Below are 25,315 nucleotides of genomic sequence, written 5' to 3' on the forward strand. Positions count from 1 at the left end.
TAGCTTATGGCTTATAACTCTGTATTTCCTGAGTAGATATTTCACTTGATTCTGCTAACCTGAATTCCTTAGAAACCATCATGTCAAAAGCACACAAACTGACTAAAGCCAAAAATGGGACTACTGTCTTGATGGCGGACATCGGCCATCTTCTTAAAGCACCCAAGAAAACTTTCAAGTTGACTTCCTTACTGTTCTGCAAAAGCATCCGCCTGCAAAACTGCTTAGAATATCCATTTTCTTCCAATTTCAAAATCACTTCGGGTATGTGTTTGTATTGCATTAATAGTGCAGACTTTGGCTCTTTCTGCCAATAACTCACACCAACAACACATTCCAAATAAGTCTCTTTAGTGACGATTATACTCCCATTAGCAGCACAATATCCGGCTAAATATGCTAAAGATATCCAGTTATTTTCAGCATCTTGCCAATTTTGTAGAGCGCGTTTTACTAAATCAGTGCGGTAGATTGTAGCAGTCAGAAAAATGACTGCACCGACACTTTTTGAGAAACAATGTTCAAATATAGCTTTACCATCACCATCACCATCTTCACTATCAATATCAAACCAGCGATTACCAACAATTGTTGGTGGATGAACTGGTTCACCAGTAATTTGATTCCGACCGGAAAAGTTAAGGAACAACAATGATAAATCTTCATGGTTCTTGAGCTTGCTAATCACATAAGCAATGGCTCTATCTTGAATTGGGTCATCATCACCAATTGTCCAAACATATTTTGTTGTTGTAGAATTTAGGCAATACATGATATTTTTGACAACGCCTAAATTCTGATAATTTCTATTTGACTTGAATGTAATATTGCTAAGTGTTGCTTGCCATTTTTGGATCACCTGCTGAGTATTGTCTGTTGAACAATTATCAGAAACTAAAATTTCACAATCATCTTCAAAACCTTTAATAGCTTGAGCTAGCCATGCTAACTGTTTATCAAGTAACTCAGCACGATTATAAGTAGGTATGGCAATAGTCAGTAATTTATGCATGGCAAGAAAGAGTAATTAAATTGGTATATGAGTAGTTATTGCCAATAAATCGTACACTTTAGCTGAAGTTTATCCGCCATTTAATTACTCTTTAAATATTGTCTATTATCCAAATAATTATTAGTAATCAGAGGCGTTTATTGCTCCTATTTAGTAATTACGACGCTATTAGAAGCCGATCAGGAACAGAACACGGATAAATTTTCACTTCAGGAATTGGCACTACAAACTGTCCACCCCATTGGCCAATAAATGCCATTTGTTCCATAATTTCTTCCTTGAGATTCCAAGGTAAAATTAGGATATAATCTGGTTTGGTTTCGCGGATTTTATCTGGTTCAAAAATGGGAATATGGGTTCCAGGTAAGAATAAGCCCTGCTTGTAGGGATTACAATCTACTGTGTAATCGATAAAATCTTTCCCAATTCCACAGTAATTGAGCAATGTATTGCCTTTCGCTGGTGCGCCATAACCAGCGATTGATTTACCTTCTGCTTTAGCCGTCAAGAGAAAATTTAATAGCTTGTGCTTTGTTTCTTTGGCTTTTTCTCCAAATGTAATATAAGTCTCTATCTGATGCAGTCCAGCAGCAATTTCTTTTGCTTTCAGATAGCTAACTCGTTCGCTGATGCTAGGATGAGCAGCGTGATCGTGTTTGGCATAAATTCTGAGTGAGCCGCCATGAGTTGATAACTCCTCTACGTCAAAAAGTTGCAATTTATGCGCTGCAAAAATTTTTTCGATAGTCAGGAATGAAAAGTAAGAAAAATGCTCATGATAAATCGTATCAAACTGATTTTCTTGAATGAGTTGTAAAATGTGAGGAAACTCCATCGTCAAAATACCATTGGGTTTGAGGATGAGTTTCATCCCAGCGATGAAATCATTTAGATCCGGTACATGAGCTAAAACGTTATTACCTATCAAAAGGTCAGCCAGTTTTCCTTGTATCACGAGTTCTTTAGCAGTTTCAACTCCAAAAAACTTGTTGATACTAGGAATGCCTCTGTCTTGGGCTACCTTGGCGATATTTGCGGCTGGTTCTATTCCTAAAACTGGGATTCCCTTCTCTAAAAAATATTGCAGTAAGTAACCGTCATTGCTGGCAATTTCAATAACTTGATTATGATGATTAAAGTTAAACTTTTCTACCATCATATCGGTGTAAGCTTTAGCGTGTTTTAGCCAACTTACCGAGTAGGAAGAAAAGTAAGCATAGTCACTAAAAATGTGATCTGGAGTTTCAAACTGTTCTAATTGAACTAGGAGAGTGTCTTCAGAAACATAAGCATGGAGAGGATAAAATTTTTCGGCATTGTTTAGCTGTTCTGCCCTAAGATAAGCATTGGCTAAAGGTGACATTCCTAGATCAATAAAGGTCTGATGCAGAGGTTGACCACTGAAACGACATTTTGCGATCGCCATAAATTTTAACTCACTGATTGCAAATAATTTGATGGATGAAATAAGTCAGAATCAAATACTATTATTTTCGGAATTATTGAGGTTATTAATGTGTATTTTCTGATTTACTATGTTAGTAGCTTGCACCTTATTGCTAAAGTGAAAACTACCAACAAATCCTATAAATAGATTATTTATGTACACACTAATAGCCAACTCTAGCTATTTTCTATTCCAGAAGAAATCTTTGTCAATTTGCTCTGTCCGAATCAGATACTCTAGCTGCTTTAAGCGGGTAAATCCTCTAAATAAGAAGGTATCTTCAGCCATGTGTATTTGACTGAATAAATCAAATAGCTGCCAGGCACCAAGTCGGGCATTCCAATCACACTTAAATCCGGGTAGAACTGTGTTAATTTTCTCGAAGGAGACTCGATAACTGCGGTTATCTCCACCGTTGTCACCAAAGGACAATTTACAATCTGGGAAAATATCAGCAATAATTTCCGCGATTTCTCTAACGCGATAGTTGTTTGCTGTATCTCCCACATTAAAGATTTGGTTATGTACAATGTCTCGCGGTGCTTCTAAGGTGCAGACTATGGCTTTGCAAATATCCAATGCGTGGACTAATGGCCGCCAAGGTGTACCATCACTGGTCATTTTGATTTGTTTGCTAGTCCATGCCAACCCTGCTAAGTTGTTTAAAACAATATCAAAGCGCATTCGAGGAGAAGCACCAAAGGCTGTAGCATTCCGCATAAAGGTGGGAGAGAAGTCATCATCAGCCAGTGGTCTGACATCTCTTTCTACGAGAGTTTTGCACTCTGCGTAGGCTGTTTGAGGGTTAATTGGGGATTGTTCTGTAACATCGCCTGCGGTAGCAACACCGTAGACACTGCACGAAGACATATATACGAAGCGACGTACACCCATAGCCTTAGCTAGACTAGCTAGACGAACTGAACCTACATGATTAATTTCGTAGGTAATATTTGGCGCCAATTGTCCGGCGGGATCGTTGGAGAGTTCCGCCATGTGAACTATTGCTTCAATACCTTCCAAGTCATCAGGGGTGATGTTGCGAATATCTTTGTTGAGGGTTTTGGGTGTTACTCCACTAGGGTTGTACAGCCAACCAACTTTATAGAAACCGGTATCTAGACCAATAACTTCATGTCCCCGTTCGATTAACAGAGGCGGTAATAATGAACCAAGATAGCCTTCTGTTCCAGTTACTAATATTTTCATTGTGGTTAATGCCTTTGTATTGATGAGTTAAATTCTTCGTTTAGTAGGGATGTACAGATGTCTCACTAAAGGGCGTGTTGCATTCAAAAGGGAACCGCTATATTTTTCGTTTGTATGCAATAACTCGACCTCTCTCCTCGTAGGAGAGAGGCTTTGAATCTTGCTCCCCAACGCTACAAGGGTTGGGGCTGTTCTTGTTAGGTCTGTTAACCCCCTATATGATTTGGCTAATATAGCGGTTCTCACTTGGATGCAATACAGTTTGACCTCACTTCCATTCCTCTCCCCTAAAAGGAGAGAGGCTTTGAATCTTACTCCCCAACGCTACAAGGGTTGGGGCTGTTCTTGTTAGGTCTGTATTGCACTCAACTGAGAACCGCTATAGTTATTACGTAGTTAGTAAAACCTTTGCAGGCTTACTCATTGGGTAGCAGCATTCTATAGCGATTCTTAATTGATGCATTACAGTTTTTCTAGTGGGATGGGCAAGATGCTCACCCCATAAGATTCACTCCTTAATTCAGCAGCCCCGGAAGTAACTATGATATCTATGCAGTTACTACAGTATCTAGATGCGAAAGTTGGGGAATTTCCGCCACAAGCGCTTTGCCGATTTCTAGAGAAGATGTGGCAGCCGGAGAAGGAGCATTGCAAACATGGATGGAGTTTTGACCGGAAACAATCAAAAAGTCGTCTACAAGCTTGCCATCGTTCATTAAGGCTTGAGCGCGCACTCCTGCATGGGTGGGAACTAAGTCTTCTGCTTGGACTTCGGGAATTAGTTTTTGCAAACTTCTGGTGAAGGCTGCTTTACTAAAGGAACGAATGATTTCTTGGATACCTTCAGGGGCGTGTTTGGCTGCCAATTTCCAGAAACCAGGATAGGTGACGACTTCCAGAAAATCCCGTAAGTCAAAGTCGGTTTTTTTGTAACCTTCGCGTTTGAGTGAGAGAACCGCGTTTGGCCCTGCATGGACGCTACCATCAATCATCCGGGTGAAGTGGACACCCAGGAAGGGGAAATCTGGATTGGGTACTGGGTAGATTAGGGTTTTGACCAGATAGCGTTTTTCTCTTGTGAGTTCGTAGTATTCTCCCCGGAATGGGACAATTTTGGCTTGGGGTTCAACTTGACCTAGTTTGGCGGTGCGATCGCTATGCAATCCAGTACAATTAATTACAAAGCGGGTTTCAAAGTTACCCTTGTTTGTTTGCAGTACCTGATTTTTACCACTTGGGGAGATTTTCAGAACTTTGGTATTGAGGTGTAAATCCCCACCCTGCTGTTGAATTAGCTGGGCATATTTTAAACAAACTTGTTTGTAATTAACAATACCAGTTGAAAATACCCGAAGTCCACCTACACATTTTACGTGAGGTTCAATTTCCCTGACTTCTTCGGGGCTGATTCTCTTGACTTCTATGCCATTGTCTAAGCCGCGTTGGTAGAGATTTTCTAAGCGTGGTAGCTCTTGTTCTTCTGTTGCAACAATTACTTTACCACAAACTTCATGGTCAATTCCATGCTCTTGGCAGAATTGTACCATTGAACGAGAACCATCACGACAAAATTTAGCTTTAAAACTTCCTGGCTTGTAGTAAATGCCAGAATGAATCACCCCGCTATTATTGCCAGTTTGATGAAATGCCCATTGACTCTCTTTTTCTAATACTAAAATCCGCGCATTGGCATAGCGTTTTCCTAAAGCCAATGCTGTAGAGAGTCCAACTATTCCCCCACCTATAATCGCAAAATCATACATTAGTATTATCGCACTTCAATTTACAGTAAATCTATAAAATCATTGGCATTGGGCATTGGGCATTGGGCATTGGGCGTTGGGCGTTGGGCATTGGTTATTCCCCTTGTCTCCCTCATCTCCCTCATCTCCCTCATCTCCCTCATCTCCTTACCACACCTGCCAAGGAGCCTGATTGTTTTTCCACAGCCCTTCGAGATAGTTTTTATCACGTAAAGTATCCATCGGTTGCCAAAATCCATCATGTTTGAAAGCAGATAGCTGTTGCATATCAGCTAGCTTTTCTAATGGCTCTTGCTCCCACACTGTAGAGTCATCAGTAATTAAGTTGATTACTTCTGGTTCTAACACAAAATAGCCGCCATTAATCCAAGCTCCATCACCTTCAGGTTTTTCCCGAAAGCTGGTGATTTTGGTTTGCTCATATCCTAAAGAAATGGCACCAAAACGTCCGGCTGGTTGAACAGCTGTGAGTGTTCCTAAGGTATTTTGTTGTTTGTGAAAGTTAACTAGCTCTGTGATATTAATATTACTTACACCATCACCATAAGTAAAGCAAAAAGTCTCATTACCAAGATGTTCGCTGATTCGCTTTAAGCGTCCGCCTGTCATTGTATTATCACCCGTATTTACTAAGGTGACACGCCAGGGTTCAGCATATCCAGAATGCACGTTCATCTGGTTGAATCGCATATCAAAGGTTACATCTGACATGTGCAAGAAGTAGTTAGCAAAATACTCTTTAATTATGTAACCTTTGTAACCACAACAAATGATGAAGTCATTAATGCCGTGGGCAGAGTAAGTTTTCATTATGTGCCAAAGAATTGGCTTACCACCAATTTCAACCATCGGCTTTGGTCTAATACTAGTTTCTTCACTGAGGCGTGTACCAAGACCTCCAGCCAAAATCACCGCTTTCATGCAATTACCTCGGAGATTTGTAGGGATATTGATTATTTGAGTGTGCCAATTTTAGATTTTGGTGAAGCAGCGCAGTCTTCTCGCAAAGGGAGAGGTTAGCGCCTTTCCTTCGGAACGCGTAGCATCTCGTAGAGAAGAAAGCAAATCTAAAATCCAAAGCTGTTTAGCTTTATCGATATAAAGAGGATGCACTTAGGTAGAGAAAAATTGATTTCTGTTTTTCTTTTCTCAGTCAATAATCTAACTGTAATTTCCGGCAAAATTATAAAGGAAATATAAATTAAAATCTTTTCTATATAAAAGCTCTATGAATATCTATAAACAGGAAAATAAATTACTTAATTAAATAAAAATATCAACAATAAAATAACTAGGATTAGCGACCGCTAACCCTAGTCAGGCTTGATTTTTTCAATCAAAACCAATCTGATGGTAGTAACAAAATTTACTTATTCAGGACTTACGCAAACAATACTTATTTTCAGCTATGGGAAATTGATGAATTGCCCCAGAGCGCGTATAGTTTTGCGTAAGTATTATTTTTTTAGTTAGTTTTTTCCCCATCAATTGGGCCTTGGAATAAAGGGTCACATTTGTTTTCTACGACTACGCATAAGTTACTGAGTGCTTGCTGATAATTATCCATATCACCTTGCTCAAGAAAGATTTTGATAGATGCCTGTATATCTTCGACAGATTTCGTCTGGTTTTTGTTAGATTCACTACCGCCATATTGCGCCAGCTCATAGCGAACCATGCCTCGTTTAAGATATGCTTTTGCTAGTCTGGGGCTTAGGGTTAATGCTTGGTTAAAGTCAGCGATCGCTAGATTATATTGTTGCTCATAATTGCTGCTATATTGAGCAATTTGATAATAGACAACACCCCTCTGAAAGTAAGCTTCTGCTTGGGATATATTAAGTTTTATGGCCTGACTAAAATCTGCGATCGCTGTTTTGTAAGCTTGTTGAGATTCACCACTATATTTAGCCATTTGGGTGCGGACAATCCCCCGTCTGATATAAGCTTCAACTTCATTCTTATCCAGACCGATAGCTCGATTATAGTCAGCGATCGCTAGGTTATATTCATGATCAGGATCGTTGCTATATTCAGCAAGCATATAGCGGGCATTACCCCGATTCACAAGAGCTTTGATTTGATTGGGCTGGATTTTCAGAGCTTGGCTATAATCTGTAACTGCTCCTTCGTAGTCTTTCAGGTTATAGCGGGCATTGCCACGATTTACAATCGCTCTGGCTTGTGTGGGTTCTTGTTCAATTGCTTCGGTGAAGTTGACGATTGCTTTGTCATAGTCTCGATCTTTGTAAGCAGTATAGCCTTGCTGATAGGAATCAGCGAAGCTGATTTTGTCATTTGTCTGAAGAGACTTGAATGTTTGTTGGGTGTAAGCGTTTTGGGAAACTAACGGCTGAGTAAATTTAATCATTACGTCTGCATATCCCAATAAACCAAAACCCAACAAGCAAAAAAGAATCGGGTACAATTTTGACTTCTTGGAAGGTTTATAATATGAACCACTGGGAGTCATTAGTGGCTGCCAATAATTAGCTAGCTGCTGCGACATGGCTCGCTGTGGAAAACGCGGTGTCTGGGTGTAGTGCTTTCTCGATTTGATTCGTGGTTGTAGATGTTCTCTAGCTTCAATAGCCCGATGTGATGGAAAGGGGTCGCGTCCACCTAATCGCACGGTACGTTCACACCACGGACAGCTACGTATATGGTTGTTGTAGCGATGCTGGGGATTTGTCGTACAGGTAATCAGGGAATCTTCGGCTTCAGCTATTGCTGAGAGCCAAGTTTGGGCATTGGGGCGCAGCCGTGGGTTGTTGTGACCCTCTTCAAAACAACGGATAAATAGTTCCTGTAAGCTGGGATGGAGAATTTCCCAAGGGGGTGCAATGGGTGTCGGTAAGTAAGGTACGTAACGCTTTTGGCTGTAAGTGAAATGACCGGATACAATGCGTGCTTCGTAAGGTGGTGGCTCAATAGAACCTTGAAAAATCCCCGAAAATGGGTGGGTGCCTTCCATTAAGAGTTGAAATATTAGCACCGCTAACCCAAATAAATCGTGAGAGATTTCGCGATCGTGCTGGGCAAAAGTTTTATTCTGTAGTTCTGGGGGAGTAAACTCTGGTTTACCTACTAGGCAGCGATAAACGATATTGTTGTTTGGGCTGGGTACTTGGAAAGAGTCTGTGTCTATTAAAGTCACCAGTGCGGTATCACTGACGAGGATATTTGACTCGTTCACATCACCAATACAATATCCACTAGCATGCAAAGCGGCAAAAGCCGCCGCCAGGTTACGAGCCGTGCGGAGCAGGTACTGATAGTTGAATAGGGGGCAGTGTTGGCGACGGGTTCTGGGATTGTAAAAGTCGATGATTGGACGCATCCCCTGAATACGTGGCATCAAAAAGCCCAGGACGCTATTTTTGCCATCTGCCGCCCGTAATAAATCCTCTGGCCAGGCGATAGAGATATGCCCCAAACTAGCTGTAGGGTTTTCTGGCGGGTTGGCTAGCATTGCCTGGAGTTTATCAGCATGGGCAGTGGTTGGCTTGTGGTAAATCTTCGCCACCAAGTTGCTATCGGATGGCACTGCATAAACGCAAGCTTCACCGCCACGCCCCAAACTGACATTGAGGCTGAGGATTTCTTTTCTAGGGAAACAACGTAGTACCTGCATAATGAAATTACCGCTAACGGGAGTTATTTGAGATGTGAAACCTGTAGATTTATTGCTTACGAGTTGTTGAATGCGGCTATAATGAGTGTTAAGTCATCATCAGTGCGTTGCGTAATCCGCTCTGAGCGTAAAAATTTTACCAACTGCTCCTTTGCTTCTGTTTTATCTTCGGTATTGGCGACAAATTCAAACAGTGGAAAAAAGAAGGGTTTGTGAGGTTCGCCAACAACCATATTCAAGGCGAGCATTTGTAGTCCGTCGGTGATAATACCAACATTTACTATGTCTGTGCGCCATAATCTCATCTGCGCTGTATCTAAGGCAGTAGGCGAAGTTAAAAAAGTGGTTTCGTTGATGTATTCGCCGCTATCAGGCATAGTCAGTGCGAGGAGGTTGCCCGTGCTATCTTTTGCCACTGCCAAACCATCACCTATCTGTACCACAGCCACAACTTCTGGTGTGGCCACCATCATAATTAAGGTTGTTGCTAAATCTTGAGGCTGTTTGTCACAAGTAGCCGCCTCAGCCTCCACAGCTTTTTTGGCGGCTAGTATGGCATCATTTAAGAGCGATCGCACTAATGCATCATCACTCAAAGTTTTTCGAGTTATCCCAATGGTTGAAATGTTTTCTATTGCTGTCTCCACAGCAACCATCGCTCCCACTTTCCCAAGACTTGCAGAACCCGCGCCATCTGCTGCGGCAGCCACTAAAATATTATCTGACAATATCTGCCAGTGATGAGCATCCTGACATAACTGCTTATTTTTTAAGTGACTTGTACCACATACAGACGCAGCCACAATCCGCCATTGAGCAATCTGTTTTGATATGTTCATAGATTTTTTGCAGCAGCTAGCTGTGTAAACATCAAGCTGCGATTTTTAATTAAACAGTCCCCCAACCAATGGGCGGTAATGCTACCTGTTCGTCCATCTGCGAATGAGAAACAGCTGACATACTAGTTGACAGCCAGACAAACATCTCAATGAAATTCAGTCCTTTGAGCTTCAAGGGAGTACGTACAGCTATTTGATTTAAAAGCGTCATATTCGCATTTTCTACACCGACTGTAAAAAATGCTACGCGTTTATTTGCTTCATCTCCCTGTAGGCGCTGGGCTGCTTGCTCGACAATATGTTCTAACTCGCCTTGCGGTTCTCCATCGGTAATCATAAATACCCAAGGACGATAGTAAGCAATCCCATTGGTACGATACTGAGATTTCCGCTCTTGAATTATGTCCAAAGCTTTATGAATTCCTGCGCCCATCGTAGTCAAGCCCTGTGCTGTCAAAATCGGCGGATTGAATTGATCGGCAGTCACAAAGTCTTGTACTACATTGATATTACTATCAAAAGTGACGATCGCCACTTCCACCCGTCTTGCTGCTAATGGATTTTTGACTAATTCATCCTTCAAGCTTAGTAAACCTTGATTTAAAGCCTCAATCGCATCTCCTTGCATCGAGCCAGATGTGTCTAGTAAAAGTACACAAGGACAACGTGGTTCTGGGTTCTCGGCAAATTCTACTACTTCATCAAGTCTTAATGTATCGTGCATAACTTTTTGTGTTATGTTAAAGTCCAAAACCTTATTTCCCTTTGCTCACAGTATATAATTCCCGTAATCTCGGCGATTACAGAATATAGTATCTAGTGGTAGATGCTCTAATCTTTATTAAACAAATTATTTTCATGAAGTTCTCTATATATTTAAGAAGAACTTGAGTACACTTTAGTTTAGCAAAAAAGAGTTTATCAAAACCCAGTATTACCTGTTGTAATGTATCTACCAAAAATTTATATCCCTTAAAACTACAGTACAATAAATACGTAAACTTTCCTAGATAAATTTTTAAAGATTTTATGTAGAACAATCGTTCCTTTATAGAAAACTTATTAACCATAATTAAGATCATTAGCTCTAGAAGTATACCAGTGTAAGTGCGCGAGATTTTAATCAAACTTGCGTCTGCAAGTGAGTGGACATAAATAAACGTCATGATTAAGGTCTTCAGTCAAGAGTTGGCAGTAGGAGTAAAATCCAGAAGTAACCAACATCTACTGATCGTCTAGCTATGATAAATATTTACCTTTATTCATACCCACCTACTTAATTTTTTGAGATAAATTAAGTAGAACGCGCCAAATGTAACGAATGAGTTATAAAACTTACAACTTTTAATATATATACATATTTTAAAAGGAATAATTTTTTCCCAGAGAAAAATTATAAAGAAGAAAATACCTTCATAGCTGATATTTTAAATCTACTAATGTTCGGTTGTTGATTCCGTAAAAAACTTAAAAAATATGAATAACTCAGGTGCATTCACCAAACTACGTCCTCTAAATTTGTTAAGACAGCTATCCAATTGCTCTGACAGTACTTGTTTACAAGCATTGAGCAACTCAGTTTCTTGGTCGATGTACCTAGAACATGGCAAAATAACTTATGCTACCCATTCAGTGGAACCTTTTGATCGACTAGAACGGCATTTGCGTCGCCTCAGCCATCAAATTCCACTCCTTACTAGTGAGGTTCGTGTTCAACTACGGCTGATGTTTGAACCGGACTCACATAGTCACTTAATCGAAGATGACAGCAATTCGAGAAGCTACCCTCCTGAGTATCAGGCTATATCCTGGCTTGTTAGTCAACAACATCTACATTCTACACAAGCAGCAGTGCTGGTTAAAGAATTAGTTAAAGAGGTGATGGAATCATTTTTGCTGATCAAAGAAGGTACTTATGAATTAACAGAACCACTTGATAGAATGCCAAAAATTTGCAGGCTAAATGTAGAAAAAATTTTAGAAGATTGCCAAGTAAGATTACGGAATTGGCAGGATTTTGTTCCCCAAATTTCTTCTCCATATCAACGTCCATATCTGTTGATTGACAGTAAATTTGATAACCAATATTTACCAAACCTCCAGCCAGATTTAACGAACTGGATGAGAGGTTTCAGCCTGTGTCATCTGGCTGCAATTTTGAATCAAGATGAAATCCAACTGGCTAGCAATTTATACCCTTACATTCTTAAGGGGGGGATTATCTTGCATGAACCCGATCCACCTTATGATAAATTACCAAAGATTTTTGAAGAGCAATGTCTACGGTGGTCACTGAACGCAGCCGTACCCCTACGGGGAAGCAAGCTACGCGCAGCGTCTCGTAGAGAAGTGCGGGCTACACCTACACTTTTATCAAAATTGATTCCAGAGTTAATTGACACCAAAAAAGAATTAAATAACACCGTCGATTCAAACCCAAATATTTCTGAAGAGAATATAGCACCTGTTCAGCGATTACCACAGATTTATACTCCTCCAAAAGATAATTTTCAAGAACCAACAATATCAAATAACATAAATTCTGCTTCCCAAAGCGTAACGGCTGCTACTGTAACGGTACAAAAAGTCCACAAAATTGTTTCTGTAGATGATAGCCCCACAATTCTCAAAGAAATTAGCTATTTCTTAGAAAATGAAAATTTTTCTGTAGTGACTATCAACGACCCACTAAAAGCCGTTTTGTCAATTATAAGGCACAAACCGGACTTAATTTTGTTGGATTTAAATATGCTAGGAATCGATGGTTATGAGTTGTGCCGGATTATACGAAATAATTCCATATTTCAAAAGACTCCCATCATCTTTGTCACTGGGAGTAAAGGAATTGTAGACAAAGTTAAAGCGAAATTGGTCGGGGCATCTGGATATCTGACTAAACCATTTACCCGCACGGAATTACTAAAAATAGTTTTCATGCATTTGGCTTAAATTAACGGTAAAATATAACGACTTTGAGCTAGTGAGGATAAATCAATATGGCTACAGTTTTAGTGGTTGAAGATGCCCCTTCTCAGTTGGAGTTAATCAATTGTTTTTTAAGAGACAGTGGACACACAGTAATTAAAGCTTCTGATGCTAAAGATGGCATGAGTAAGGCAATAAATCACCAGCCAGATGCAATCATTACTGATGTGGTGATGCCAGAAATTAGCGGGTTTGAATTTTGTCGCCAACTGAAAAGAAATCCAGCGACTCAAAAAGTACCAATTATTATTTGTAGTTCTAAAAATCAGCCAATTGACCGGATTTGGGGAATGCGACAAGGTGCAAACGTTTATTTAACTAAGCCTTTTACGAAACAGCAATTAATAAATGCGCTCAAATCTCTTGTAGAGTGAGGGGAGTAGGAGACAGTCGAAAATTACGAACTAGGAACTACGAATTAACCAAACCAGCTTCAAAAATCTGGTTTGGGGTGAGATTCAATTCGGGAAAAGTTTGGGAGATAAGGCGATCGCTATCTCGAAATTTACTGATTTGATATTCCCCATCAACCAAGTTACAGACAGAGATTGTTGGTTGTTTGGGGTTGCCAATAAAATTACGTCCACCCAAGGCGGCATAATCGACAATCCAGTATTCCGGGATACCCATCTCTTCATAGTCAGCATATTTCAAGTGGTAATCGTCCCGCCAGTTGGTTGATACAACCTCAATTACTAGAGGTATTGATGCACCCAAAGTCAGGGTAGATTGTTTTTTCCACAACGGTTCATTTGCCAGATTTGCCCGATTTAGCACCAAAACATCTGGAAAGTAACCCGAATCTTTTTCAGGAGGTCTAACTATAACTTGGTTGGGGACAATGTAGGGTAGTCCTAGACGTTTGATTTCAAAAGGAATTTCAATACCTAAAAAACCTTTAACTTCTTCGTGTTCCCCTACTGGTTGTGCCATCTCAACGATTTCCCCATTATGTAGTTCGTAGCGTACACCTGAATTTTCGGGTAGGCGATCGACAAATTCCTCAAAGGTTACTAGCTTGGGTATGGCTTGAGTCATAGATGATAGAAAATTACTGCTTTGGAAATATTATCTCTAATCTAGGAGATGACGGACAGCTTTTCCACCACGGTTAAGTACATGGGCAGGGCTATTTCATTCTAGATTTAACCAACGAATTTAGGTATTTCCAGCCATCGTGAGATATAATCCCTGAAGCCTAAAATGACGTATTCTCGTAAATACATAAAATGTCAGATTTTAGAATGAAATAACCCTGAGTACATGGGTATAAATCATCGTCGTTTTTTAGTTGAAACAGTACTTGACGGTTATTTGTGGGAAACAACACCACAGTCATTGCTGTATCTTGGCGATCTCAAAATAAAGCAAGATAATTGAAGTGCCACAATTTAAGTATGTAGGTAAATCGTGACAAACCACGAAGATAGTCATATTGAGTCACAAATAACCTGTGATGCACTCCTTAGCATAATGCAAAAGCAAATTTTGGATATTGAGCGCAAAGAAGCAAAGAATACTTGTGCAATCTTTCATCAAACAGGTAATCGGTTTGTATTCCTGTACCATCGAAAAAATAGCCCAAATGTAAGAATTTATTTTCGTGCAGAACCTGATTCAGAATTACATCAAGTTCCGCTTACCATAAATCTCCAGAAACGAACCAAAATTAATAACGCTTGGGAGAGAAATTTTCCTTACTTTTTTGAACTTTCACTATCTGATAATTTGGAGGAAGTTTCTGAGTTTCTCGTTAAAGAAGCTTATCCACTTTCCTTTAAATCTGCTTTGCTTCATCAATATTGGGGAAAGAACAGCCTGCACTATCTGAGCAGCGTCAAATAGTTGAAGCTGAAGGTTATTTCAATGCTAAAAATATTGAAGACGCAAGGCGGCGAGTAACTACTTCTATTGTCCAGCGACAAGGGCAAGCAGAGTTTCGTCGTCAACTGTTAAAAGCCTATAATTATCAATGTCCAATAACGGGATGTAATGCTGAAGCTGCTCTCGAAGCAGCACATATCATTCCATATAAGGGTACTGAAACTAATCACATAGCTAATGGTTTACTATTAAGAGCAGATATACATACTCTTTTTGATTTACATTTGCTATCTATCCATCCTAAGACACATAAAATTGTCATTTCTTCTGAATTGCAGGCAACTTCCTACATAGAATATATGGGTCAAAGTGTGTCTTTACCAAAAGAAAAAATCGCACAACCAGACCCAGCTGCTTTGGAAAAACATTATAATTTATTTCTGCAAAAATGCTGACACAAAACCCTTCAGCCACCTCACAATTCTGGTACAGCAATTGTACGATCTTGTAAATCGCCTGTCGTATCTGGTTTTGTTTGTAGTAGGTTACTTACTCGTACACATACAGCGTTTTTCAGGTAAATGAGGTACACAGGTAGGGGCACAACATTGTTGTGCCCTTACGACAAAACGCCAAGAAAAAATTAGCATCAAAGATTGTTCTGCTAGTCTAACGTAGTAGGATTGTTCAAGTAAAAGGGTACGCCTTGCGGGACGAATAGCCATCGATCGCTAGTAGGCACCCTAAAATGAGAACAAAAGACGATTCCTAAAACAAGCACACTCCATGCGTATTTCTCTAAATTGGCTGCGCGAACTAGTAGAGATAAAACTTAGTCCAGAAGAATTAGCCGAAACCCTGACAATGGCGGGGTTTGAGGTTGAAGACATTGAAGACCGCCGCACTTGGGCAAATGGCGTGGTGATCGGGAAAGTGCTTGAGCGTCAACCCCATCCCAATGCCGATAAATTGAGTGTTTGCCAAGTAGATATCGGTGCAGGTGAAACTTTAAATATTGTCTGTGGCGCTGCCAATGTGAAGGCAGATATCTATGTACCAGTGGCAACTACGGGTACTTACTTACCCAACATCGATTTAAAAATTAAACCTGCAAAACTCCGTGGTGTCCCATCTCAGGGCATGATTTGTTCTTTAAAAGAACTCGGTTTGCCCACTGATGTCGATGGAATTCATATTTTTACCCAGGAAAATTTACCATTGGGTAGTGATGTGCGTCCGTTGTTGGGTTTAGATGATGTAATTTTAGACCTCACCGCAACTGCCAATCGCGCTGATGCTTTGAGTATGGTAGGCGTAGCCAGGGAAGTCGCAGCTTTGACCGGTGGAAAGTTGAGCATTCCTGAACCGGGTGAAGTTTCTATTACCAAAAGTGCCGGAAATTTAGCTTTAAAAATTGCCGATAGCCAAGCTTGTCCTGCATACATCGGTACAGTAATTGAACAGGTGAAAATTGCTCCGTCTCCCGAATGGCTGCAACAGCGTTTGCGGGCGGCTGGGGTACGTCCCATCAGTAATGTGGTGGATATTACTAATTACGTTTTGTTGGAATGGGGACAACCACTACACGCCTTTGACTGCGATCGCCTAGAATCTGTGGCAAGTAGCGAAAATTTAACCATTGGCGTTCGCTTCGCCACTGCTGGAGAATCCCTCAAAACCCTGGATGGACAAACTCGCACCCTATCAACCCAAAATTTATTAATTACCGCTAACGACAGACCCGTTGCACTGGCGGGAGTCATGGGTGGACAAGAAACAGAAGTCCATGAAGGGACTCAAAGCTTAGTTTTAGAAGCAGCTTTATTTGATTCCGTAGCAATTCGCCGTTCTTCCCGCAGTGTTGGGTTAAGAAGTGAGGCTTCTGGCAGATATGAACGGGGAGTTAACCGGGCTGAGTTGGAAATAGCTAATCGCCGCGCCTTATCCTTAATTAGCGAATTAGCGAGTGGAATTCTTGTGCAACAGGAAATTGCCGACACCCGCCCCGATCCTTCTACCTGGAGTCGTTCTATCGCCCTGCGTTTAGATCGAGTTAATCAAATACTCGGGCCAATCGAATTGGAAGAGGACGCAGGTGAACTCCAAGAACAAGATGTTGAGCGCATCCTAACTGCATTGGGATGTAAATTAACTCCTTCAGGAGAAGATAACAGCCATCAAGCTACATGGTCTGTTTCTGTCCCACCCTATCGTTACCGAGACTTAGAGCGGGAAATTGATTTAATTGAAGAAATTGCTCGTCTTTATGGCTACAACAAATTCTGTGATACTTTACCAGAAAAAGCTGAAGCTGGTTATTTGCCTTTAGATGAAGAACTAATTCGCAAATTACGAGCTTTCTTCCGGGCTGAAGGGTTGACAGAATTAATTCACTATTCTTTAGTCAAACCAGGAGAAGACAGAAATATAGTACTGTCAAACCCATTATTTGCCGAATATTCAGCGCTGCGAACCGATTTGATATCTGGGTTAATTGATGCCTTTCAATACAATTTAGAGCAGGGTAATGGTGCCCTTAACGGCTTTGAAATTGGGCAGATTTTCTGGCGAGAAGAAGACGGTTTGCAAGAAACCGAAGCCCTAGCTGGGATTGTGGGAGGCGATATTTCCGTTGGTAAATGGTCAAAAAGTGGACGCGAAGAACCCATCACCTGGTTTGAAGCTAAAGGCATTTTAGAAAGTGTATTTCGGCAACTTGCCTTGGAAGTGGAATTTCAACCCGATCGCCGCGACGATCGCTTACATCCAGGACGCACCGCTTCTCTGTGGATTCGGGGTAACAGGCTGGGGATTTTTGGACAACTCCATCCCCAATTGCGACGAGAAAAAGGCTTACCAGATTCCGTTTATGTTTTTCAGTTGGATCTAGATGTGCTTTTAGAGTCTCTGGGAGAAGATGAAGTTCTTGTGCCAACATTCCAGCCCTATTCTACCTATCCACCTAGCGATCGCGACATTGCCTTTTTCGCACCCGTGAAAATCTCAGTTACCGAAATTGAAAAAGTAATTACCAAAGCGGCTAAAGATTTGCTCGAATCGGTGGAATTATTTGATGAATATCGGGGCGAAAACGTCCCCGAAGGACAGAGGAGTTTGGCATTCCGTCTAGTTTATCGGGCTAGCGATCGCACCCTTACTGAAGCGGAAGTCGAACCAGTACACAACAAAGTCCGCGAAGCCTTGGTGGAAAAATTCGGCGTTAACCTGAGAAGTTAGAAGTTATATCATGTCCGCTTGATTACTTATTAAACCCCAAGAACCCCACCCCGCCAAAGGTGCGCTTTAGCTCCCCTCCTCGCTTGCGGGGAGGGGTTGGGGGTGGGGTTCTTTTATTACGAGTAACTTGGCGGTTGCTATAACTTGATGAAATTATACATCAGGTGGAGCGATCGCATCTAAGAGGTTGTTTGAAAAGTCCTCTTGTTGGTATCAAAAGTTTTAGATCCCTCTAAATCTCCCGATAAATTGGGAGACTTTGATTCCGGTTCCCCCCTTTTTAAGGGGGGTTAGGGGGGATCTAAAAGTGCCTAAAGTCACAGCGAAACCCTTTTCAAACAACCTCTAATAATACTAATCCCAGTTGCTTGTATAAAGTAGTGTTACATCTATAATATTACTCAACAGTATTTACTATATAGTTTGGTATAATCTCACACATAAAAAAGTAAATTTTCGGTAATTAACGATGATAGAATTTGCCGCCATTACTTCAGTAATTACTCCCATAATTAAAAAATATGCTCCTCAAGCTAGTCAAATAATCATTAAACAAGCTCAAAAAAACGAAGCTATCATCAAAGTTTTACAGGAATTAAAACTCAATAGTACCCAAATTCCTGATGATGTTGATACTGTTTATGTTTACGCTCTGGTAAGGTATGGTGTATTTAAGCCAGAAGCAATTTTAAACCTGTTTAAAGAGAAAGTAATTAAAGATTATTTTTGGGATGCTTATAGTAATAATACTCCCTCTAAGTTCGTAGAAAATACCAAAAAATTTCTTCATCAAAATAGCGAACTAAAAACCCAGATAATCAATGCTAAAATTAACTTTTTGGGTGAATTAGAAGAATTCGGGGAAGTGTTTATTGTAGTTGCTAAACAAACGAAAGCATCACGATATCAGCCTTACCCAGATTGGAATTTAGATGTTTATCCCAAAGAATTTAAAGCCTTGTACCCTACAGTTATCAGCCCATGTTTTGAATCAAGACCCAAATCAATTAGTAGGACAATTATGGGGAAGATTGCAGAGTTTTCCTGAGCCAGAAATTCAGAAAATATTGGCAGATGCAGTACAAAGTAAAAGTGAAATTCCTCGACTTCAACCGATCACAGCCAGTTTAACTTCTCCGGGTGGAAACCTAGTGCGTATTCTAACTGGTCATAACGACTCGGTAAATGCAGTAGCGATCGCCCCAGATGGTCAAACAGCAGTTTCTGCTTCTGTTGACAACACCCTGAAACTGTGGGATTTGGAGACTGGAAAGGAAATCTCTACCCTGAGAGGTCATAAAGACTCGGTAAATACAGTAGTCATTACTCCAGATGGTCAAACAGCGGTTTCTGCTTCTAGTGACAACACCCTGAAACTGTGGGATTTGGAGACAGGAAAGGAAATCTCTACCCTGAGAGGTCATAACGACTCAGTAAATGCAGTAGTCATTACTCCAAATGGTCAAACAGCAATTTCTGTTTCTAATAGCTTGGAACTGTGGACTTTGAAACTGTGGGATTTGGAGACGAAAAGGGAAATCTCTACCTTGAGAGGTCATAAAGACTCGGTAAATGCAGTAGTCATTACTAGGACTTACGCAAAAACCCTCTTAAACTCTCATTCCTCCGTGACCTCTGTGTCCTCTGTGGTTCGTTTTCCGTTACCTGTGCGTAAGTCCTAATTACCCCAGATAGTCAAACAGCAGTTTCTGCGAGAGGTCATGACAACTCGGTAAATGCAGTAGTCATTACCCCAGATGGCCAAACAGCAGTTTCTGCTTCTAGTGACAACACCCTGAAACTGTGGGATTTGGAGACTGGGAAGGAAATCTCTACCCTGAGAGGTCATGACAACTCGGTAAATGCAGTAGCGATCGCCCCAGATGGGCAAAAAGCCGTTTCTGCTTCAGATGACAAGACCTTAAAACTGTGGGATTTAGAGACAGCAACAGAAATCTCTACCCTAACTGGTCATAATCACTGGGTAAGAGGAGTAGCGATCACCCCAGATGGGCAAAAAGCCGTTTCTGCTTCTGCTGACCACACCCTGAAATTGTGGGATTTACACACAGCAAAGGAAATCTCTACTTTTACAGGTGAAAGTTATATATATTGCTGTGCTGTTTCCCCAGATGGATTGACAATTGCAGCAGGTGAAAGTTCAGGGCGGGTTCATTTTCTCCGTTTAGAAGGGGGTTCAGAAAATGAATAACATTACTCCAAATACAATCAATATCCCCAGATATCCCCCAGAATTTCAGCAAATCATCAACGCTAAAAATCAAAACTTTGTCGGTCGTGAATTTGTCTTTTCTGCTATCAACAACTTTCTCAATCAATCTGACTGGGGCTACTTTACTATTATCGGCGAACCTGGTATTGGTAAAAGTGCCATTCTTGCCGATTATGTCAGCCATAATCCGGGAGTTGTCTATTACAATGTCGAAATCCCAGGTAAAAATCGCGTTGAGGAATTTCTGACGACGATTTGCACTCAATTAATAGAAATCGCCCAACATCAAGGTAGTAAAAATCTCACCGCTAACTTTCCTGATTCTACCACAGAAGACAGTGGTTTTTTATCGTTGTTACTGCAACAAATCAGCAATAGATTGCATCCAGGGCAACGTTTAATTATTACTATAGATGGCTGCGATAGGATTGATATCAACAATCAACCACGCGGCTCAAATATATTCTATTTACCCCGTTATCTACCCTAAAAAGTTTATTTTATCCTTAGTCATCGTCATTTTTTGGCAGATAAATCAGGTTTATTAATTGAAACTCCAGCCCAATCTCTAGATTTATCAAACTACCCTGAACAAAATCGCGCTGATATCCAGGAATATATTAAAACTTATTTAAATGAATCATGTCATTCTGTAGAAGCTTCTGCGGCTTCCCACAGGGTGCGTAGCCTTAGCAAACAGAAGAATACCGGAGATGTTTCGCTCAACATGACACAAGGTTTTGATGATGAAACCAATTTTATGTATGTTAAAGAAATTTTAACAGCTATTAATGAGGATATTTACCCCCCAAATTTACAACTCTATTACCAAGATCACTTAGAAAAGATGAATTTAGCAACCAGTAAACAGCAACCGATGGCTTTACAGGTGTTAAATATCTTAGTTCAAGAGCAACCAATATCAATAGAAGCGGTCGCAGAAAGATTAGATGCAGATGAATATGAAATAAAGGTAATTTTAGACAAGTGGCGAGAGTTTTTACATTTAGAATCAATAGCACCAGAAATCCATTATAGTATTTATCATCCTAGTTTTCGTGATTGGTTGAGGCAACAAATTGAGCCTAACTTTTGAGTTAAAAGGGGGGTTAGAAACCGCACGGCAGTCAGCCTCAACGGGGAGAACCCCCGCACAGCGCTGGCTCGTCTACACAGGCAAAACCCACACTTCGACAAGCTCAGTGACCGCCTCCGTGGGTTAAGAATCCTTGATTTTGTATTAGTCCACGGAGGTGGACTTTGTTTGTGTAGACGCGGTTTCTAACCGCCATTGCTCTAAGTTGATACGCATGGGCATAGTACTAACCCTTTTATAGAGAAAATTGAGGGTGAAAGCATTTGAGGGTTTATTTGAAAAAATCTCATCTTAGAAGGAGATCGACTCAAGCTTTTGGCAAAGCAATATCTTATTAACCAGCAGGAGTAACAAGTAATTATGGCTAAATATGTACTCTGGGGAACTTACTGCGAAGACGTTCTCGAAAAACGCACCCCCCACCGTCAAGCTCATTTAGACGGATTAGCAAAACAGAAAGAATCCGGTGTGTTGATTACTATTGGCCCCACCAAGGATGTCACAAAAGTTTTTGGAATTTACGAAGCCGAAGACGAAGCCACTGTGCGTCAGTTGATTGAAAATGACCCGTACTGGAAAAATGGCATCTGGACTGAATATTCTGTCAAAGAATGGATTCAGGCTTTTTAAATTGGTATGGGGCATTCTTGACAGGTTAAGGGAAATGGACTTTTGTCAAATGGTAAAGCTAATTCATCAGCTACCCTGACTTTTCACGTTATGTGGAAAAGCCACAAAAAAACTAACCCCCTTTTCCCTACCAGGGGGAAAATTCAAAGTCTCTCTCCTTGTAGGAGAGAGATTTAGAGAGAGGTTTTCCAGATCCCGTGAAAAGTCAGATCAGCTACCACGTCTCCCAAGTCAACTAATACTGCATAAAAATCTATTTAATTTTTCGTACAAGCTTAAGCAATCGGACTCCTGTCATATTTTTCAAATAAATTATTTAAAGCTTCTGCCAGCAATGCTTGACTACTTCGGTCTTTGTCAAGTGCAAATTTATCGCGCCTTTATACAACCCTAAAGATTGCGTAAAGGTTAAATAAAACACAATTTTTTTCTTTGAGATCGGGTACACTTGTATCTGTTAAGACAGTCTACTAATACGTGATAACACGTAACAATTTAAATGTTCAAAATGAACTACAAGTACGCGATACTCTTGGGAATCGTGGCATTCTCCAGTTTTCAAGCTCCAGCAAAAGCCGCTTCTCTGCTGGGAACGGCGAATGACTTCGGGGTCTTGGGTGGCTCGACGGTGACTAATACAGGACCCTCCGTCATCATGCAATCTCTGGGTGTCAACGCAGGTTCTTCAGCCACTGGCTTTTCTCCAGGGATCGTGAACGGAACGATATTCACGTCTGATGCAGTTGCGGCTCAGGCTCAGCTGGATAACGCAAGTGCGTACAATTATTTAGCAAAATTGAGTCCCACTAAGGAGTTGACTGGTGTGGATCTGGGTGGACTCACGCTCACACCTGGCGTCTATTCTTTTAGCTCATCGGCTCAGTTGACAGGAAAACTCACACTCGACAATCTAGGCGACCCCAATGCGCTCTTCGTTTTCCAGATAGCCAGCACGCTCACCACCGCAAGCAACTCGTCTGTTGTCACAACCAACGGTGAAGCTCCCAATGTGTTTTTCCAGATCGGCAGCTCCGCGACTCTCGGTACTGGCACTCAGTTCATGGGAAATATTCTAGCGCTCACGAGCATCACCCTGACTACTGGCGTAAACATTGAGTGCGGTAGAGCCTTGGCGCAAAATGGTGCCGTGACGATGGATACCAACAAGGTTTCCAATACCTGCTATACGAAGCCAAAGCCACAGGAAGTAGCAGAGGTTCCAGAACCTGACTCATCACTTGGTGTTATCGGCTCCGGGCTGGCGGGTCTGTTATTCACCTTCAGCAAAAGATTTAGAAAAGGGTGGTAGGTTGCAAATAGTTTTTTGAAATACTTGATTGGCAAAGAGTGTAGCAATCTATGGTAGAAAAAGATAGGCCCCGAATTGTTAATCAGACTTATCTGTTTAAAATGTTACCAGTATTTTACCAAAAGCATAATAATAATAATTAAATAGAGGGGGATAAGGCGAACGTCGGTCGCCTCATCCCCCTCTCCCCATAGCCGATTATCATTCTTATTAAGACTGTTTTGAGTATTTTAACTGATAAAAGGCATTTTATCTTAATCTCTCACGAATGCCCCACTCCCCACTTATGAAAATTTGGCAGGCTGATTTTTATCGTCGTCCGTTGCCAGATGCATCTGGACAAATTTTATGGGAGTTGTTGATTTGTGACGCAACTCGCAGCTTTGAGTATGAAGCTACCTGTCTCCAGTCAGCAGCAAATTCTAATTGGGTTGCTACTCAACTTGAGTTAGCATCTGGTGAAAAATTGCCGGATGTAATTCAGGTATTTCGTCCTCAGTCACTCAGTTTAATTGAGGCGGCTGGACGCAATTTAGGTATTAATGTCGAACCTACCCGCCACACTTTGGCATTGAAGCAGTGGTTACAAGAAAAGCAATATCCCTCAACCCTGGATAAACCGCCCCCAGCACCATTATCAGAAAACCTCTGGGGAGAACAATGGCGTTTTGCGACTCTAGCTGCTAGTGATGTCGAAACGAGATTTAGCGATCGCCCCATTCCCATTTTGCACATCCCAGAACATCTCAAACCGATCAATTTGGGTTTAGCATCAACAGTACCCGTCCCTGGTGTGGTAATTTATGGTGGACGGCAATCAATGCGCCTAGCACGGTGGTTACAGCAAGCCCGTCTCGTAAGCTTGAACTACATTTCTGGCGCACCAGATGGCTTAATATTAGAAGCTGGTTTAGTCGATAGGTGGATTGTTGCCACATTTGAAGATCCAGAAGTTACAACAGCAGCCCAAGCATTTCAACAACGCAAAAAGCATTGCCGAGGATTGCATTTTTTGTTAGTGCAACCCGATGATTCTGGGATGACTTATAGCGGCTTTTGGTTATTGCAGACAGAAGATTGATATTAATTGCCAAAAATATTGTTCCGTTTCTTATAGCCTATTTTTTCGGTAAATAAAGCGAAGGTATGTAAAGTTTGTAAATACTTATAATAAACTCAAACTTTATAGACTTCAGATTATACATCTCAAACCTTGGCAAGACTTAATATCAAGCAGATATCTGTAATGCTGTATAAGTACAGGTTGAGCACTGATGCCAGCTAGCAGAACTCTACTATTATCAAGGACGCTATGAACAAGCTGAACCGCAAAGTGCTGTATCTGCAAGCTTCAGGACAAAGAAAATGGGTGCTGGGAGAAGAACATTCTTCTGTTGCGACTAGCTTGAAAATCCTAGCAGGACTTTACTATTATCAAGGACGCTATGACCAAGCCGAAGAGTTGTTAGTGGAAGCTTTAGAAGAGAGAAAACTGCTGCTGAAAGAAAAACATTTTTCTGTCGCCAGGACCTTGAAGAAGCTAGCAGGACTCTACTATTATCAAGGATGCTATGACCATGACCAAGGCGAAGAGTTGTTAGTGGAAGCTTTAGGACAGAGAAAACGGCTGCTGGGAGAAGAACATCCTTTTGTCCCCACCAGCCTGATGAAGCTAGCAGGACTCTATTATTATCAAGGACGCTATGACCAAGCCGAAGAGTTGTTAGTGGAAGCTTTAGGAGAGAGAAAACGGCTGCTGGGAGAAGAACATCCTTCTGTCGTCACCAGCCTGAACAACCTAGCGTCACTTTATGATTCTCAAGGACACCATGATCAAGCCGAGCCGCTTTATCTGCAAGCTTTAGAAGTATTTCAGCACCTGCTGGATACTTATCCAGAATATTAATTTAGAGGTTGTTTAAAAAGTCCTGTTGTTGATAGCAAAACGTTTTAGATCCCCCTAAATCCCCCGATAAATTGGTTTACTGTTAATTCCGGTTCCCCCCTTTTTTTGGGGGGTTAGGTGCTGACTTTTCACGTCATGTGGAAAAGCTCTAACGATTAACCTAACCCCCTAACCCCCTTCCCTACAAGGGA

General features: G+C 41.1%; 23 protein-coding genes and 1 pseudogene. 14 read left to right on the top strand and 10 right to left on the bottom strand.

Features of this window, described 5'->3' with window-relative positions; all coding sequences use genetic code 11:
* Positions 1-4: 4 nt before the first annotated feature.
* The 8 genes from V7K97_RS25765 to V7K97_RS25800 all read right to left on the bottom strand — a co-directional run bounded on the left by V7K97_RS25765 (position 5) and on the right by V7K97_RS25800 (position 10,628).
* The gene (locus V7K97_RS25765) at positions 5-1,012 is read right to left on the bottom strand and encodes a glycosyltransferase family 2 protein (protein WP_334803821.1); all 1,008 of its coding nucleotides are present in this window, start codon (positions 1,010-1,012) and stop codon (positions 5-7) included.
* A gap of 157 nt (positions 1,013-1,169) precedes the next feature.
* Entirely contained in the window at positions 1,170-2,438 is a 1,269-nt protein-coding gene (locus V7K97_RS25770; protein WP_334803822.1) for a class I SAM-dependent methyltransferase, read from the bottom strand.
* A 201-nt stretch (positions 2,439-2,639) separates the two neighbouring features.
* Positions 2,640-3,668 carry an NAD-dependent epimerase/dehydratase family protein gene (locus V7K97_RS25775; protein ID WP_334803823.1) on the bottom strand — a complete coding sequence of 343 codons (1,029 nt, stop codon included), beginning with the start codon at positions 3,666-3,668 and terminating at the stop codon, positions 2,640-2,642.
* Between the two features lie 548 nt (positions 3,669-4,216).
* Positions 4,217-5,431, bottom strand: coding sequence for an L-2-hydroxyglutarate oxidase (gene lhgO, locus V7K97_RS25780; RefSeq protein ID WP_334803824.1), 1,215 nt, complete (start codon positions 5,429-5,431; stop codon positions 4,217-4,219).
* A 147-nt stretch (positions 5,432-5,578) separates the two neighbouring features.
* On the bottom strand, positions 5,579-6,352 hold the full coding sequence (gene rfbF / locus V7K97_RS25785; protein ID WP_334803825.1) for a glucose-1-phosphate cytidylyltransferase: 774 nt from the start codon (positions 6,350-6,352) through the stop codon (positions 5,579-5,581).
* A gap of 544 nt (positions 6,353-6,896) precedes the next feature.
* Complete coding sequence (locus V7K97_RS25790; protein ID WP_334803826.1) at positions 6,897-9,065, bottom strand: tetratricopeptide repeat protein; 2,169 nt, start codon at positions 9,063-9,065, stop codon at positions 6,897-6,899.
* A 56-nt stretch (positions 9,066-9,121) separates the two neighbouring features.
* On the bottom strand, positions 9,122-9,904 hold the full coding sequence (locus V7K97_RS25795; protein WP_334803827.1) for a PP2C family serine/threonine-protein phosphatase: 783 nt from the start codon (positions 9,902-9,904) through the stop codon (positions 9,122-9,124).
* A gap of 49 nt (positions 9,905-9,953) precedes the next feature.
* A complete protein-coding gene (locus V7K97_RS25800; RefSeq protein ID WP_334803828.1) occupies positions 9,954-10,628 on the bottom strand; it encodes a vWA domain-containing protein in 675 nt (224 codons plus the stop codon).
* Between the two features lie 752 nt (positions 10,629-11,380).
* On the opposite strand from V7K97_RS25800, the gene V7K97_RS25805 reads away from it, so the two are divergent.
* Both V7K97_RS25805 and V7K97_RS25810 read left to right on the top strand, forming a co-directional pair.
* Complete coding sequence (locus V7K97_RS25805) at positions 11,381-12,853, top strand: response regulator (protein WP_334803829.1); 1,473 nt, start codon at positions 11,381-11,383, stop codon at positions 12,851-12,853.
* A 47-nt stretch (positions 12,854-12,900) separates the two neighbouring features.
* The gene (locus V7K97_RS25810) at positions 12,901-13,263 is read left to right on the top strand and encodes a response regulator transcription factor (RefSeq protein ID WP_334803830.1); all 363 of its coding nucleotides are present in this window, start codon (positions 12,901-12,903) and stop codon (positions 13,261-13,263) included.
* A gap of 37 nt (positions 13,264-13,300) precedes the next feature.
* Here the strand turns inward: V7K97_RS25810 and V7K97_RS25815 are convergent, their stop codons facing one another.
* Positions 13,301-13,927, bottom strand: coding sequence for a Uma2 family endonuclease (locus V7K97_RS25815; RefSeq protein ID WP_334803831.1), 627 nt, complete (start codon positions 13,925-13,927; stop codon positions 13,301-13,303).
* 372 nt (positions 13,928-14,299) lie between these two features.
* On the opposite strand from V7K97_RS25815, the gene V7K97_RS25820 reads away from it, so the two are divergent.
* The 9 genes from V7K97_RS25820 (at position 14,300) to V7K97_RS25860 (ending at position 21,909) form a co-directional block, all read left to right on the top strand.
* The gene (locus V7K97_RS25820; RefSeq protein ID WP_334803832.1) at positions 14,300-14,734 is read left to right on the top strand and encodes a hypothetical protein; all 435 of its coding nucleotides are present in this window, start codon (positions 14,300-14,302) and stop codon (positions 14,732-14,734) included.
* Complete coding sequence (locus tag V7K97_RS25825) at positions 14,692-15,168, top strand: HNH endonuclease (RefSeq protein ID WP_334803833.1); 477 nt, start codon at positions 14,692-14,694, stop codon at positions 15,166-15,168. The genes V7K97_RS25820 and V7K97_RS25825 overlap by 43 nt, the downstream gene beginning before the upstream one ends.
* Before the next feature lie 331 nt (positions 15,169-15,499).
* Positions 15,500-17,950 carry a phenylalanine--tRNA ligase subunit beta gene (gene pheT / locus V7K97_RS25830; protein WP_334803834.1) on the top strand — a complete coding sequence of 817 codons (2,451 nt, stop codon included), beginning with the start codon at positions 15,500-15,502 and terminating at the stop codon, positions 17,948-17,950.
* Positions 17,951-18,419: 469 nt separating this feature from the next.
* On the top strand, positions 18,420-18,998 hold the full coding sequence (locus tag V7K97_RS25835; protein WP_334803835.1) for a hypothetical protein: 579 nt from the start codon (positions 18,420-18,422) through the stop codon (positions 18,996-18,998).
* Complete coding sequence (locus V7K97_RS25840) at positions 18,982-19,632, top strand: WD40 repeat domain-containing protein (protein WP_334803836.1); 651 nt, start codon at positions 18,982-18,984, stop codon at positions 19,630-19,632. Before V7K97_RS25835 ends, V7K97_RS25840 begins: the two co-directional genes overlap by 17 nt.
* Positions 19,633-19,760: 128 nt before the next feature.
* Positions 19,761-20,162: a WD40 repeat domain-containing protein gene (locus V7K97_RS25845; RefSeq protein ID WP_334803837.1), complete on the top strand. Its 402-nt coding sequence runs from the start codon at positions 19,761-19,763 to the stop codon at positions 20,160-20,162.
* Entirely contained in the window at positions 20,155-20,673 is a 519-nt protein-coding gene (locus V7K97_RS25850; RefSeq protein WP_334803838.1) for an ATP-binding protein, read from the top strand. The genes V7K97_RS25845 and V7K97_RS25850 overlap by 8 nt, the downstream gene beginning before the upstream one ends.
* Positions 20,674-20,706: 33 nt before the next feature.
* Positions 20,707-21,279, top strand: coding sequence for a hypothetical protein (locus V7K97_RS25855; RefSeq protein ID WP_334803839.1), 573 nt, complete (start codon positions 20,707-20,709; stop codon positions 21,277-21,279).
* 360 nt (positions 21,280-21,639) lie between these two features.
* The gene (locus V7K97_RS25860; RefSeq protein ID WP_334803840.1) at positions 21,640-21,909 is read left to right on the top strand and encodes a YciI family protein; all 270 of its coding nucleotides are present in this window, start codon (positions 21,640-21,642) and stop codon (positions 21,907-21,909) included.
* 275 nt (positions 21,910-22,184) lie between these two features.
* Here V7K97_RS25860 and V7K97_RS32170 read toward each other — a convergent pair.
* Positions 22,185-22,262 (bottom strand): annotated as a pseudogene (locus V7K97_RS32170) (ribbon-helix-helix domain-containing protein); the annotation flags it as partial.
* Positions 22,263-22,417: 155 nt separating this feature from the next.
* On the opposite strand from V7K97_RS32170, the gene V7K97_RS25865 reads away from it, so the two are divergent.
* From V7K97_RS25865 to V7K97_RS25875, 3 genes are all read left to right on the top strand, one after another.
* Positions 22,418-23,218, top strand: coding sequence for an ice-binding family protein (locus V7K97_RS25865; protein ID WP_334803841.1), 801 nt, complete (start codon positions 22,418-22,420; stop codon positions 23,216-23,218).
* A 286-nt stretch (positions 23,219-23,504) separates the two neighbouring features.
* Positions 23,505-24,299, top strand: coding sequence for a Tab2/Atab2 family RNA-binding protein (locus V7K97_RS25870; RefSeq protein WP_334803842.1), 795 nt, complete (start codon positions 23,505-23,507; stop codon positions 24,297-24,299).
* Positions 24,300-24,530: 231 nt separating this feature from the next.
* Positions 24,531-25,124, top strand: a complete 594-nt coding sequence (locus tag V7K97_RS25875; RefSeq protein ID WP_334803843.1) for a tetratricopeptide repeat protein — start codon at positions 24,531-24,533, stop codon at positions 25,122-25,124.
* Positions 25,125-25,315: the final 191 nt, after the last annotated feature.

Origin of the sequence: Nostoc sp., assembly GCF_036917815.1 — a bacterium.
In the GTDB taxonomy this organism is placed as follows: domain Bacteria; phylum Cyanobacteriota; class Cyanobacteriia; order Cyanobacteriales; family Nostocaceae; genus Nostoc.

What these genes read in the sequence shown, in the direction of transcription:
- V7K97_RS25765 (WP_334803821.1), bottom strand. Translation starts at nt 1,012, where the DNA reads ATGCATAAATTACTGACTATTGCCATACCTACTTATAATCGTGCTGAG.
- V7K97_RS25770 (WP_334803822.1), bottom strand. Translation starts at nt 2,438, where the DNA reads ATGGCGATCGCAAAATGTCGTTTCAGTGGTCAACCTCTGCATCAGACC.
- V7K97_RS25775 (WP_334803823.1), bottom strand. Translation starts at nt 3,668, where the DNA reads ATGAAAATATTAGTAACTGGAACAGAAGGCTATCTTGGTTCATTATTA.
- lhgO (WP_334803824.1), bottom strand. Translation starts at nt 5,431, where the DNA reads ATGTATGATTTTGCGATTATAGGTGGGGGAATAGTTGGACTCTCTACA.
- rfbF (WP_334803825.1), bottom strand. Translation starts at nt 6,352, where the DNA reads ATGAAAGCGGTGATTTTGGCTGGAGGTCTTGGTACACGCCTCAGTGAA.
- V7K97_RS25790 (WP_334803826.1), bottom strand. Translation starts at nt 9,065, where the DNA reads ATGCAGGTACTACGTTGTTTCCCTAGAAAAGAAATCCTCAGCCTCAAT.
- V7K97_RS25795 (WP_334803827.1), bottom strand. Translation starts at nt 9,904, where the DNA reads ATGAACATATCAAAACAGATTGCTCAATGGCGGATTGTGGCTGCGTCT.
- V7K97_RS25800 (WP_334803828.1), bottom strand. Translation starts at nt 10,628, where the DNA reads ATGCACGATACATTAAGACTTGATGAAGTAGTAGAATTTGCCGAGAAC.
- V7K97_RS25805 (WP_334803829.1), top strand. Translation starts at nt 11,381, where the DNA reads ATGAATAACTCAGGTGCATTCACCAAACTACGTCCTCTAAATTTGTTA.
- V7K97_RS25810 (WP_334803830.1), top strand. Translation starts at nt 12,901, where the DNA reads ATGGCTACAGTTTTAGTGGTTGAAGATGCCCCTTCTCAGTTGGAGTTA.
- V7K97_RS25815 (WP_334803831.1), bottom strand. Translation starts at nt 13,927, where the DNA reads ATGACTCAAGCCATACCCAAGCTAGTAACCTTTGAGGAATTTGTCGAT.
- pheT (WP_334803834.1), top strand. Translation starts at nt 15,500, where the DNA reads ATGCGTATTTCTCTAAATTGGCTGCGCGAACTAGTAGAGATAAAACTT.
- V7K97_RS25835 (WP_334803835.1), top strand. Translation starts at nt 18,420, where the DNA reads ATGATAGAATTTGCCGCCATTACTTCAGTAATTACTCCCATAATTAAA.
- V7K97_RS25850 (WP_334803838.1), top strand. Translation starts at nt 20,155, where the DNA reads ATGAATAACATTACTCCAAATACAATCAATATCCCCAGATATCCCCCA.
- V7K97_RS25860 (WP_334803840.1), top strand. Translation starts at nt 21,640, where the DNA reads ATGGCTAAATATGTACTCTGGGGAACTTACTGCGAAGACGTTCTCGAA.
- V7K97_RS25865 (WP_334803841.1), top strand. Translation starts at nt 22,418, where the DNA reads ATGAACTACAAGTACGCGATACTCTTGGGAATCGTGGCATTCTCCAGT.
- V7K97_RS25870 (WP_334803842.1), top strand. Translation starts at nt 23,505, where the DNA reads ATGAAAATTTGGCAGGCTGATTTTTATCGTCGTCCGTTGCCAGATGCA.
- V7K97_RS25875 (WP_334803843.1), top strand. Translation starts at nt 24,531, where the DNA reads ATGAACAAGCTGAACCGCAAAGTGCTGTATCTGCAAGCTTCAGGACAA.